This is a genomic window from Pedobacter jejuensis, from assembly GCF_003725795.1.
In the GTDB taxonomy this organism is placed as follows: domain Bacteria; phylum Bacteroidota; class Bacteroidia; order Sphingobacteriales; family Sphingobacteriaceae; genus Pedobacter; species Pedobacter jejuensis.
This window is the reverse complement of record NZ_RBEE01000002.1, coordinates 297,715-310,791: the sequence shown is the minus strand read 5'-3', so window position 1 is coordinate 310,791 and position 13,077 is coordinate 297,715. Positions and strand designations below refer to the sequence as shown.

Sequence of the window (13,077 nt, the reverse complement as noted above, 5' to 3'; positions counted from 1 at the left end):
TAATCACAATTACTTAACAGATATTATCACTTAATCTCGTTTTTAAGCTATTTTTTTGGCTTATCTATTAAATAGAAAACTACATCGCCACCTTTTATTAAATCATCATGTTTGATGTAATTTGCACCATAACTTTTTCCGTTTAATAATATTTTTGAAATGTAAATTGCGTTTTTGGAACTTTTCGAAGTTTTTATATTTAGTTTCTTTCCGTTACTAAACGATATTTGAGTTTGCTGAAAAGACGGACTTGTTAATTGGTAATTCCCAGAAACCGGATCGACAGGATAGAAGCCTAATGCTGCAAATACATACCATGCCGACATTTGGCCGGCGTCATCATTTCCACTTAAACCACCTGCGCCTTCATCATATTCTTCGTTTAAAATGCGGTTTACTTGCAATTGTGTTTTCCATGGAGAAGTTGTGAAATTATAAAGAAAAGGAATTTGATGACCAGGTTCATTGCCATGCCAGTATTCTTTCTTGATAAATAAAGAGTCTAATTCGTTTTCAAGGTTTTTACTTCCACCCATTAATTTAATTAATCCGGGCACATCATGTGGCACGTAAAAAGTATATTGCCTTGGTGTTCCTTCTGTTATATAAGGCTCACGATGATCTGGGTAAAAAGGGCTGTACCAGTTTCCATTTTCAAATCTACCTCTAACCATTCCCACCTTAGGGTCGAAAACATTCTTGTAATTTAAAGCCCTTTGTGATAATTTTTTGAAATCTTCAGTTTTTCCTAAATCCTTTGCAATAGTGGCTAGTGCGTAGTCATCATAAGCATATTCTAACGTTCTACTTACCTGCTCTTTTTTATGAAATGCGTTTGGAATGCTATCTTCCATTGGTATATAGCCATATTTCAAATAACTATTTATTCCTCGGCGACCTTTTCCATTCAAATAATCAACCGAATCGGGCATCTCAAATGCATTTTGCCTCATCAATCGGTAGGCTTCTTTTACATCATAATCTCTAATTCCCTTATTATAAGCAGATGCAAGAAAAGCCGTTGCATGGTCGCCGATCATTGCGGCTGTATAACTGTTCCAACATGGAAAAATCGGAAACCAACCGCCTTGTTTACCTTTTAAAACCAGCGAATTTGCAAAAGAATTTGCCAGTTCGGGTTGTAATAATTCTACCAGTGGAAGTTGTGCACGATAAATATCCCACATCGAGAAATCATCATAGTAGTTGCCTTTGCTTATTTTCTGTGTTTGATAATTTCCGGCGTATTGTGGATAGGTGCCATCTACATCGTTAAATAACCTTGGGTGTTGTTGTGCATGATAAAGCGCAGTATAGAAAATCTTTTTCTTCTTCTCATTCGGGTCGGTAATTTTTATTTGCGATAATGATTTTTCCCAGGTTGCATTTGTTTTACTCAACACTGAATCGAAAGTTTCATTTTTTATTTCACTTTCGAGGTTACGTTTTGCGGCATCAATGCTGGTAAAAGAAGTGCCAGAATATATAATCAATTGCTCGCCTTTTTCCATCATGAAGCCTGCATAAGCACCAAGGTTTTTCTTGTTGCTGATGGTGTGGTTTTTAGCAGTATTTCCATCACTGTAAACGCCACTTGTTTTAATTGCTTTTTTAATTTTTATAAAGAAATAACCGCTAAAACCTGCGGCCTCTCCCCAACCTTGATAAATCCTATGAACAGGATTGTAGCCCGAGATTTCACCTTTCGCTTCATCAATATGGATGTATCCTTTATCTTTATCGCTGTTGGGACTAATCAAAACATAAACACTATCTGTTTTTATGGCAGTAACCCTCATCACACCACACCTAAGCGACGCAGTTAATTCTACCTGTAATTTATAGCGGTTTAAGTTTAGTTTATAATACGATGGTGTAGAAACTTCGTTGTCGTGATTGTAATTCTCGGCATAATCTGTTGTGTTGGTTTTCAGTTTGCCTGAAATTGGCATAATGGTGAAGCTACCATAATCTTGTGTACAAGAGCCACTTATCCAATGGCTTGCCCTAAAGCCATATATTTTTTTATTACTGTAATAGTAAGGCGCTAAACATTTTGTTTCTGTTAGTTGGGTTTGGGGCGTCCATTGTGTCATGCTAAAAGGTGGTGCCACAGCCGGGATGGTGTTGGCCAAGCGTTCCGTTTTATCTTCGATGTGCTGGCTGGCCATTGTCGTACTGGCTGATGTGCCAGAAAATGGCTGAACATATTTTATTAAAGCTGATTGCTGAGCGAAAACTGAAACAGATTGTAAACAGGTAAGCAAAATTATGCCAATGATCTTAATACCAACCGATTTTGCCTTATATTTTCTAGCTATTACATTCATTTTAATTTGATAAATTTTATTGATTTTCAGCACACTAATTTTGTTTAAGGAAGTTCCTTTATCGATTCTTTTTTATTTGAAGGGAATTTCGTGTTTTTAATGGAAACACCGCCAGTATTTTTTAATACCATTACATTGGGATGTTCAGATTTATCGATTTTTAGTCCATCCACGTCAATTCCATTTACATCATCAAATATTACAGCCGGCCTAAAATCGCTCTCAATATAATTTAATTTTACATTTTTAAAGGTGATACCTTTTGCGTGGCGAACATAAAATCCCCATGCAGGTAATTCTCCAAACATGCTAAATTCTGGATATCCGGCTTCATTTTCAGCCACTTTATCCAACTCATTAATTGGAATGTTTGCTGTTTTTTCTGAAGTACCGCCGCCATACGTAATTTCGATATTTTGGAGCAATACGTTTTCTATGAAATGCCCTGGGATGCCAACAATTGATGCTGGAAGTAAATTATGAGGTGGAACTTTTGGTAGTGGTCCTTCAATTGGGTAGCCTGCATCAGGCTTTGTGTTTGGAATATCTGCTTTAACATTGGCAATCCGAATGTTTTTTATCGTACTAAATTTATCGGTTTTATTTCTATGCCCTAAGCGGATGAAAATTGCATTACCTGTGTATTTGGCTACAACGCCTTCAATATCAACGTCTTCAATAAAACCGCCATCAACAGCTTCTAGTGCAATGGCCGAACGGTAAGTGTTGTAAACGGTGATGTTTCTAACTTTAATATTTCGAAAACCTCCGTAAGAACCTGTTCCTAATTTAAATCCACTAGCGCTCGATCGGATGATGCAATTTTCTACATAGACATTCTCACAAATACCAAGCATGCCTTCAGATTTTAAGCAAATTCCATCATCTGCTGCATCAACATTGCAATTCGTTATACGAACGTTTTTACTGTTTACAATATCAATTCCGTCATTATTCCAATATTCCGTACTTTCTACCGTTATGCTGTCTATGTTAACATTATTACACCTCACAAAGTCCTGAACCCAACCTGCACTATTTTTTAATTTCACACTTCTTACGGAAACATCCTCGCAGTCGGTAAAAGCAATTAACCTAGGTCGGTTGCTTTCTGAAGGTCTTTTTACTTTCCAGGTTTCATCTTCTAAAACGCCTTGGTGTAATAAGGTAAGTAGGTTTTTAACTACTTCGCGACCTCTTCCATTAATAATTCCTTTGCCACTTATAGCAATTGAATGCTGTTTCTTCGCATAAATTAACGCCTCTGCATTCTTCTTACCATAATCTAATCGGTTAACGCTTCCGAGCAATTCTGCATTAGTTGCTAAATACAGCTCCACTCCAGATTTTATTTCTATCGGTCCGGTAACAAATTGCCCATCCGGGATAAATACTTTGCCGCCATTTTTTGATGCAGCATCTATCGCATTTTGAATATTCTTGGTATTGATGAAATTTAATCCCGGCTTTGCACCAAAATCAATAATATTGAAGGTTTTATTTTGCGCCAATGCATTGGAAATAGATGCAAATAGGGTAATTATATAAATAAGGTTTTTCATAATTCTTTCTTAATTTTTGGTTATCGCAGCGTATTTTTCAATTAAGCCACGATATTTTTGATGCATTTGCTTTGCAATATCAACAGGATTGCCAACTGTTTTTGTTGGATAATCTTTTCTTTGATTTACCCATTTCCATTCCCAAGCGCTGATATCATCATTAAATTTCTCAATATTTAATCCTTTTTTATTGATTAAGTCATCTTCCATACGAGAAAAGAAAAGCTGCCATCTGGGTTTGTAAAAGTCTGTCATTAATCCACTCCATTGCCTGCATGTATATTCATTCAGCGGACTTTTAGCATCGCCCCAAAGCGTTACCAAATCTTTCGCATTCATTTCGTATCGTGCTTTTTCTTCAGTATTTGTACCCCAGGCTCTTGCATCGGCAACCCACGGACCTAACATAAAGTCTTTTCTGGTTGCGAGCAATTTATCCATATCATTAATAAGTTGGATAAAATTATCACACTCTTTTTTAAACGTAATCAAATCCTTTTTTTGATAAGCCAACACAATTTTTCGCTGAATGGGCAAGGCAAAATTTGCCATTACTTGTCTGGTTCTATCAACAACATCATATTGATAACCCTCGCTGTTTTTACAATAGGGAGCAGCTTTAAGCAATTCGTCCCAAGCAGGTAAAAGGTCGTATTCATTATAATTTAAAGTTGTTTTTGCCCAACGGCTCAGCGAATCTAACGTTGGGCGAGCCTGTATTATCGATTCAGCACCATCTCTAATGTATTTATCAGCAGGCACGGTGTAAACCGTTTTTCGAAGAATATCCCATGCTTTTACTGCATTTGCATTGTTATTTCCGTATCGGTTCAACACAAATTGAGGCAGCCAAGTATCCAGATTTATCGGTTTCGATTGCCAAACATTAGCCATCATTAGTTCGTATAAAACCGGATTTTGCTCAATGCCTTCCATGGTTAAGCCAATACCTTTCATTTTGCCGCTTTGTGGATTGTTTAAGGCTTCGGATGGTGCGGTGGCAACAACATCCATTCTGCCGAATAAATTAGTGTTTCCACCAAAATTGTGAAGCATATTCCAAATCCACGGTTTGCCATAAAATCCTTCTGTACGTTTCCAAACAGGTTCAATTTCGGTTGCAAGGTCGAGCAAAATCATTTTATCATTGGGTACTGCTTTCAAAAGTGCCTCTGTTTGTGGTTCTTTCCAAAACTTTCTATCGCTGTAAAAAAGCCATCCCTGCATTACCCAAATTGCTTTTGGGTCGGCGGCCGACATGCCACCGTAAATTCTCGCACTTAATTTGCTCAAAAATTCTGGTTCGGCCGATGGCGGTTCATTTTCGTTAAAAGTATCTGCAGAATACAAATGGTCCGTACCTAATAACTCGGTTTGTTTTTGAAGGAATTTTTTTCCTATTGAAGCAAACATCGGGTCTTCAGAATCAAGAATGTAGGTATCGGCAAAGCCGTTTGTCCAATTGGTTGCTTTAAGCTTAGCATTTGGAAATTTCTTTTTAAATGCCGCAGGCACATGACCAGTAAAAGCCGGAAGAACAGGTTTCATGCCTAAAGAACGTTGTCTGGCCAGTATTTTCTTTTGCAATTCGAAATGGCTCTTCATCCAACTCAATGGGAGCGGACCACCCCAACCGTCAATATTGCCCATCCAAAACCAAGAGAAATAAGCCGGACCAGTAAAGAAGTCTTTCAAATCGTTATCTGTAAAGCCCATTTCTTTGTACAGCAGATACCAGGTATATTCTTCACCTGTGATGGCTAGCGGCATATTAATGCCATGTAACGCCATCCAATCAATTTCCTTTTCCCATCTTGGCCAATCCCACCAACTCATGCTATAATTAAAAGTGCAATAATTTAAATAATAGCGGTATTCGTATGGTGTATTTTTTCTAACCTTAGTTTTTACCAATGGTAATTTTTCAGGTGTTTTTAAATTTGTACCGTTCCAAGTGATTTGACAATGCACATATTCGGTTAAATAGTAGTAAAATGCAGATGCAAGCGCTACGCCACTACTGCCTCTTAATACGATTTTGTTGCCCTTGCTTTCAATTTCAAAAACATCCTTTCCATTTTCTGATGAAATGCTTTCCGTAGAAAAGTAACTGCTTTGTTTTGGTAAAACCCTTGCAATTAAATCATTAGAAGCGGTAACGAATGCCTGTGAATAGATATTGCTTGAAAACAGGATGATGAACAAGCCTGATAGTATAATCTTAAATTTCATATCAAATTTTTAGGAACAACTTTTTATCGTAGAGAAATTTTAGGAGAAACAACTGAATAATTAAAACACCCGTCCACACGCCTGCTTGCTGGTAAACGCTTGGGATTTTATCGATTATACCTCCGAAAAGAAATGTAGCGGTAGATTCGAAATTGAATAAACCATGCGCAAAAACGTAAATCAGAATAGAATTTGTACCGAACCAAACCAAAGGCATACTCCAGTTTTTGAATGATTTTACATCGATAACAAAATAGAACACTGCAAATAACAAGATGCTAAATCCGCCAGCAAATAAAACAAAAGAGCTTGTCCACATGGTTTTATTGATGGGGAAAATTAAGCTCCAAATTAAACCAATAGAAATGCTTAACAAACCTGTTGCAAGTAAAACCAATACCTTTTTTTTAGGATTTAAGTTTATGTAAGTAGATTTTATGAAGGTACCCACAAAAACACCAATCAGCGCAGAGCAAACGGCTGGAATTGTACTTAACAAGCCTTCCGGATCGTAAACCACACGGTGCAGTTTTCCAGGTAAGAATTGTCTGTCTATATAGGCTGATAAATTTCCTTCGGGTGTGAATATGCCTGCTCCAAAATTAGGTACAGGTACAAATTGCATTATAAGATAGTAACCGATTAGAATGGTAGAAAACCAAATAATTTGTTTGCGTAATGAGCAGTTTAAATAAATTACTGCTGCGAAAAAGGTAGAAAGCGCTATTCGTCCGAGTACACTTGCAAAGCGAGTATTCTCATAGCCGTTCCATTTAAATAAGCCATTTATAATTACACCTAAAATTAGCAGTATTAGCGTTCTTTTTATTAATGCAGTATAAATTTTCTTTGTTAATGCGCTATTTGTCTTTTTATCATCAAAATATTTTTGATAAGAAAAAGGCATAGATACACCGGAGATAAAAATGAACAAAGGGAAAATTAAATCGTAAAAAGTAAATCCATTCCAGTGAGAATGGTGTAATTGATTGCTTATTCCAACTAGAAATTTTTCAAAAACAGAAAGATTATCATTGGTGGCAATCACCCAGTTTGTTGGGTTTCTTACCAATTCATTTTCATCTTTTATTCCGTTAGCTAAACCGTGGAAAATTCCTTCGCCACTCACAATCCAAAACATATCGAAACCACGAAGCGCATCTAAAGAAATTAATCTCTTGCTTTTGGTAGCAAGTTTTTCCTCATCAATCGCTTTCGTTGAATTCATTTTTGCTGATTATTTTTTAATTACAGTAGTGTAAATGATGTAACCTTCATCATTAATCATTTGAACACGTAATTGGTCTTTGTTTACCGAAAACAGCATAAAACCATACTCTGATGCTACAACTTCCGCATCAGGAATTAATTTCACAGGTGTTTTTTCTGATGCTGCACCAGAAATAAAATGATGCGTTTTGCCTTCAGGCTTAATGTATTGTAAGCTATGTTCGTGGCCGGTGAGGTAAACATCTACTGCATATTTATCTAAAACAGGTTTTAGTGAATTGCGAATGGCTTTGGTATCGTAGCCTTCGGTTCTGCTACCACCTGTAAACATCGGGTGGTGACCAACAACTATTTTCCATTTTATTGATTCGTCTTTATCATCAAGTGTTTTGGCAAGCCATCTTTTTTGTGCTGTGGTATCTTGTCCCTTTACATTCGGACCATATTCCGAATTTTTGTAAAACTCTGGTATCAATGGATTTGTGTCAATAAAAGCAATCAAAACCTGATTATTTAAATCGCCGTTTATTGGGAATTTCTTTGCAAAATAACGTGCTGGCATTTTCCATCTTCTGCTTATTTTAGAATAGGCAACCTGTGCATCAGGATTTGATTTATAGTCGTGGTTTCCCAATACCGAATACCAATCCCATTGTAGTGAAAAATCAGTGTAAATGTCTTCAAATGAATATTTAAATAAAGGATCTTGCTCGCTAATTACACCACTTGGATAAAAATTATCGCCTGTAGAAATAATGAATTGAGCTTTAACATCAGAAGCAGTTATGCCCATTTGTTTTGCAACCTGCTTTTGGTGGTCTGCACCGTTGCGACCCCAATCGCCCATGGCAATAAAGTTTAGCGAAGTGGCATCTTTAGTAATGTTTTTTGATGCGATTGTTCCAGTTGCAGTTGCTTTTGTTAAAACCTGTGCATATAAAGAACCAGCGGCAAGCAATGGTAAAATAAAAAGTAATCGTTTAACCATAATTTGAACTTAGGATGTGGATTATAAAAAAAAAGAAATTCCTCTAAAATAGTAATTAGAGGAATTTCTTCTTGTAAAAAGGTAATTAATTGTAACCCGGATTTTGTTTTAATTTTGGGTTTAATAAAGTTGCCGTAGCAGGAATAGGGAACAGGCGATGGAACGTTTGTGCATCTGTTTTGAAACCCCAAGTTCCTTCGAATTTGCCAAAACGAATCATATCATTTCTATGCCAGGTTTCCCAAGCCATTTCTCTGCAACGTTCTTTGTAAAGGTCTTCTAGCGTTACTGCAGTCCAAGCTGGTGAAGTCGTTCTTACAGCACGTAATTGGTTTACCAAAGATAAAGCAGTTTGACCTTGCGTTGGTGTTGCACCACGAAGAATAGCCTCAGCTTTCATCAAAAGAATATCTGAATATCTAAATACCGGTAAATCATTATTTTGATTTCTGTTCGATGAAGTACTATCGCAGTAAAATTTATTATTTCGGAAGCCCATATTCCAGGCAATTTCATCATTTCCGGCATCAAAAGGACGAGTTGCATCTCTTAAAGTAACATTTGGTGTAATGTTAACCTGATAAGTTAAAGGAGCCGCACCATCAGAACCTGTGTAAAACTGATCGTAACCTTTTTTGGTAGTGGTTACCGTAACAGATGTTCCGTCGTTATTAAACTGTAAACCTCTAATCCATTGCGCATTACGTTTGTCATTAGGGTCGTTGAAGTTTGCATAATATTCTGGTAAAGTACTCATTGGAGCGCTTGGCGTATGTTTTAAGCTAAACTTCGCTTGTAATGAACGAGGCAAAGAATATCTTGCATAAAACATATATCCTCCGCTAAATGAAGCATCGTAAGGAATAGCAAAAATAAATTCTTTGGTTTGAGGTCCGTTATCAATAAAGAACATTTTACGATAATCGGTTTCTAAACTAAATGGTGCACCGGTAGCTGCAATAATGTTATCGCACATGGCAACAGCATCATTATAACGGTTTGTACCAATATAAACTTCTGCATTTAAAAACATTTTAGCCAATAAAGCATAAGCTGCATACTTTGTTGGTCTGCCGTAAGTTGGTACACCCACAACCGAGCTTAAATCTGGAATAGCTTCTTTAACTTCTTTCTCTATAAAAGCAAATACTTCTGCTCTCGATTTGGTTTCTGGTGGCGTTACATCACCAAATTGAGTTACAATTGGCACATTTCCCCAAAGGTCCATCATCATATAAAGTGCTAATGCTCTAACCGTACGCATTTCAGCTGTTGCTGTTTTTTTTGCTGTAGTTTCAGGCGCATCTTTTATTAAGTAAAGACTTTGATTTGCTTTACTTATGGTTGTAGAAAGGAAGGTCCATACGCCACCAATATGTGCGTTATCTTTATCCCAAGTATGTTTCGTGTGTTGTTCGTAACGACCACCATCGTACCAGTTACCACCTCTTGCAGGCATAATCGCTTCATCGGTACTTAAGCTTTGTAAGAAAAAATATTCTACACTAATGCCACGAAGCTGTGCATAAACTTGCCCTGTAAGTTGAATATAATGTTGATCTGTTTGCGGAAAGGTTTCTGGTGTTAGTTGTGTTTTTACATCCACATCCAGTTTTTGGCAGGAAGAAAAAGTAGCCATGGCTAATAAGGCTCCTGCAGTTATATTGATAAGATTTTTCATCTTCTTTATGGATTAGTTAAATGATACATTTAAACCGAATAAAAATGTTCTGGTTTTTGGATAGAAGTTATTGGTATCTACACCAGGAGCAATACCACCTTGATTAATCTCTGGATCGATGCCTTTGTAGCCGGTAATTACAAATAAATTGTTTGCTGTGGCGTACAGGCGTAAAGATTTAACTCCTGGAATACCTTTTCTGAAAGTATAACCTAGCGTAGTGTTATCTAAACGAAGGTAACTTCCGTTCTCTACAAATCGAGATGAATACCTGTAAGAGTTAAAATCTGCTGTAGATTCATCTGCAACTTCTACCGGGATATTTGTAAACTGCGCCGTATTCGGACGGAACAAATCTGCTCTGGTGATGTTCATAATCTTATTACCCAATACCGCTCTCATGAAAACACTAAAATCGAAATTGCGATAACTGATGTTGTTTGTCCAGCCGATTAATGCTTTTGGTTGTGCATTTCCAACTGCATAATAATCTGTTCTGTTAGATGGGGTAGTAGTCAAATTTCCTTTTGCATCATAATATTGAGACACACCTGCAGCATTTTTACCTGCATATTTAAAAGTGTAGAAGGTTCCGATTGGTAAACCTGGCTCTAACAGCTGTACTGTAGCACCTGTTTGGCCACCGCCATCAGGTTGAACGGTATATACTTTCGCTAAGGCTAATCTGCTATCAGATAGACTTACAATTTTATTTACGTTTCGTGCTAAGTTTATTCCTGTTGTCCAGAAAAAATCTTTGCCTGCAACAGGTGTTGCGTTTAATACAAACTCAAAACCTTTGTTGCTCATTTTACCAACGTTTGCTGTTAATCTTCCAACAGGGTAAATGTTAGGATCTACGTCGTATTCAAAAATTAAATCGCTTGTTAGCTTATTATACCAATCGAATGAACCGCTTAATCTGCCTTTAAATAAACTGAAATCAGTTCCGATGTTAGTCGTTGCTGTTTTTTCCCAACGTAAATCTGGGTTTTCATTTTGAACAGCTCCAATTGCCGATTCGTTAATACCGTTATAGTAAAACTGACCTACACTACCATAAATTAATTTTGTAGTAAGTGGATTAAAGCCAGCTGAGTTACCAGCAATACCATAACTTGCTCTTAACTTTAAGGTTGTTAACAGGTTTTGGTTTTTCATAAAGTTTTCCTGATCGATATTCCAGGCACCACCTACAGAAGGAAAGTAACCCCATTGCTCGTTTCTACCAAAAACAGATGAACCATCTTTTCTTATCGAACCCTGCAAAACATATTTGTTTTTGTAGTTATAGTTAACCCTCGCAAAATCAGAAATTAACAAAACTTCTTGATAGGTATTACCTCCGTAATCTACTCTAAAATCTTTTACTGCATATGGGTTTCCTAAACTTAAGTTATAATAACCAACCTGATTAATTGGAAAGTTTGTTGATGATGCTTGAACACCATCTCCAATTACTGAGTTTTGATATGAATAACCAATTACCGCGTTAATAGAGTGGTCTCCGAATTTACGATCCCAAGTTAAATAGGTTTCGATGATTTTATTTGTGCTTTGATAAGCATTTCTAACACCCACACCATTCTGACCAATTAATGAAACAATTGAAGGATTTGCAGGTGGATCTGGAGTGTTACGAACGTTGTTATATCTCGAAGTATAAATGCTGTTGTAAAATGCGCCATAAACCGTTTGATAGTTTTGATACGAAGCCGCAACATCATAAGAAAAGCCGAAAGGAAGTTTCAAGTTAGCCGTAAAACTACCAAGTAAGTTTTTGTACTTTAAATTCTCTTGAGCATTTTCTAGCATTGATACTGGGTTGTAATAATTCGATTGAGTTAAGTTGTCGAAATATGAACCATCAGCATTTTTTACCGGAGCCGTTGGCAAATAAGTTAGCATTTGCGATAAAACTGTATTGCGATAAGGTACAAGATTAGAATTGCTTACCGAATTGGTTAAGCTAAAACCTAATTTTAATTTATCGTTAAGGGCTTTTTGCTCTACACCAACGCGACCAATAAAACGATCTAAATCACTGGTTTTGATGATACCTTGTTGCTTGAAATAATTTAAACTAGCATTGTAAGTCGTTCTTTCTGTACCACCACTAAAAGAAATGTTATGGTTGTAAGAAATCGCATCTGTACGTTGCACTTCGTTTTGCCAATTGGTATTGGCACCTTTATCATTAGCTGGCGTAAGTGAAGAATTATTTTTAGCTAAAAATGCTTTCAGCTGGTCAGAATTCATCATTTCATACTGATTGGAAACGTTCTCTACTCCGAAATAACCACTGTATGATAATTGAGTTTGTCCGGCTACACCTTTTTTGGTGGTAACCATAATTACTCCGTTTGCAGCCCTGTTACCATAAATTGCGGCAGCAGCAGCATCTTTTAATACATCAATCGATGCAATATCATCTGGAGCAAGGATAGAAATATCAGCACCAACCACACCATCAATTACAAATAATGGCGATTGTGCGCCTTCACGCAGGGTAGAAGCACCACGTAAAATAATAGCTGCCGATCGGTTTGGGTCTCCACTTCTGGTTATGTTCAAACCAGGTACTTTACCTTGTAGCATTTGCCCAACATCACTTATAGCACCTTTGTTTAAATCATCACCTTTTATGGTTGATATTGAACTGGTTAATGCCTTTCGAGTACTTTTTCCGTAACCAACTACAACAACATCAGTTAAGGTAGCGCTTGCTTCGGCAATGGTTACTTTGTAAGTTGATGCTGTAGTTACGATTAATTCTTTTGTTTCGTAACCCATAAAGCTAAACAGAATTACATCTCCTGTTTTTGCCATAATACTGAACGATCCATCGGTGCCTGTTGATACGGCTTTGCTTGTGCCTTTAACCGAAACCGAAGCTCCAATAATAGGCTGATTGGTATTGTCTAATAAACTACCTGAAATTTTTCTATCCGTTTGTGCGTATGCAAAGTTGAAAGATTGTCCAATAAGTAAGAGCAGCAAAAGAATGCTGCCATACTTTAAACTTGTACATTTTAATCTCATGATTTTTGTAAA

The 13,077-nt window shown here is 36.8% G+C and carries 7 protein-coding genes; all 7 read right to left on the bottom strand.

Annotated elements, in window-relative coordinates; genetic code table 11:
- Positions 1–47: 47 nt before the first annotated feature.
- The 7 genes from D7004_RS01865 to D7004_RS01835 all read right to left on the bottom strand — a co-directional run bounded on the left by D7004_RS01865 (position 48) and on the right by D7004_RS01835 (position 13,065).
- A complete protein-coding gene (locus D7004_RS01865) occupies positions 48–2,330 on the bottom strand; it encodes a GH92 family glycosyl hydrolase (RefSeq protein WP_123204173.1) in 2,283 nt (760 codons plus the stop codon).
- A gap of 44 nt (positions 2,331–2,374) precedes the next feature.
- Complete coding sequence (locus D7004_RS01860; RefSeq protein WP_123204172.1) at positions 2,375–3,892, bottom strand: glycoside hydrolase family 28 protein; 1,518 nt, start codon at positions 3,890–3,892, stop codon at positions 2,375–2,377.
- A 9-nt stretch (positions 3,893–3,901) separates the two neighbouring features.
- Complete coding sequence (locus D7004_RS01855) at positions 3,902–6,124, bottom strand: alpha-N-acetylglucosaminidase (protein WP_123204171.1); 2,223 nt, start codon at positions 6,122–6,124, stop codon at positions 3,902–3,904.
- A gap of 1 nt (position 6,125) precedes the next feature.
- Positions 6,126–7,352 carry an acyltransferase family protein gene (locus D7004_RS01850; protein WP_123204170.1) on the bottom strand — a complete coding sequence of 409 codons (1,227 nt, stop codon included), beginning with the start codon at positions 7,350–7,352 and terminating at the stop codon, positions 6,126–6,128.
- 9 nt (positions 7,353–7,361) lie between these two features.
- Positions 7,362–8,342, bottom strand: a complete 981-nt coding sequence (locus D7004_RS01845; protein WP_123204169.1) for a purple acid phosphatase family protein — start codon at positions 8,340–8,342, stop codon at positions 7,362–7,364.
- A gap of 85 nt (positions 8,343–8,427) precedes the next feature.
- On the bottom strand, positions 8,428–10,023 hold the full coding sequence (locus tag D7004_RS01840; protein ID WP_123204168.1) for a RagB/SusD family nutrient uptake outer membrane protein: 1,596 nt from the start codon (positions 10,021–10,023) through the stop codon (positions 8,428–8,430).
- Between the two features lie 12 nt (positions 10,024–10,035).
- The gene (locus tag D7004_RS01835) at positions 10,036–13,065 is read right to left on the bottom strand and encodes a SusC/RagA family TonB-linked outer membrane protein (RefSeq protein WP_123204167.1); all 3,030 of its coding nucleotides are present in this window, start codon (positions 13,063–13,065) and stop codon (positions 10,036–10,038) included.
- Positions 13,066–13,077 lie beyond the last annotated feature (12 nt).

Coding starts and splice junctions, on each gene's coding strand:
- D7004_RS01865 (WP_123204173.1), bottom strand. CDS start 2,330: ATGAATGTAATAGCTAGAAAATATAAGGCAAAATCGGTTGGTATTAAG.
- D7004_RS01860 (WP_123204172.1), bottom strand. CDS start 3,892: ATGAAAAACCTTATTTATATAATTACCCTATTTGCATCTATTTCCAAT.
- D7004_RS01855 (WP_123204171.1), bottom strand. CDS start 6,124: ATGAAATTTAAGATTATACTATCAGGCTTGTTCATCATCCTGTTTTCA.
- D7004_RS01850 (WP_123204170.1), bottom strand. CDS start 7,352: ATGAATTCAACGAAAGCGATTGATGAGGAAAAACTTGCTACCAAAAGC.
- D7004_RS01845 (WP_123204169.1), bottom strand. CDS start 8,342: ATGGTTAAACGATTACTTTTTATTTTACCATTGCTTGCCGCTGGTTCT.
- D7004_RS01840 (WP_123204168.1), bottom strand. CDS start 10,023: ATGAAAAATCTTATCAATATAACTGCAGGAGCCTTATTAGCCATGGCT.
- D7004_RS01835 (WP_123204167.1), bottom strand. CDS start 13,065: ATGAGATTAAAATGTACAAGTTTAAAGTATGGCAGCATTCTTTTGCTG.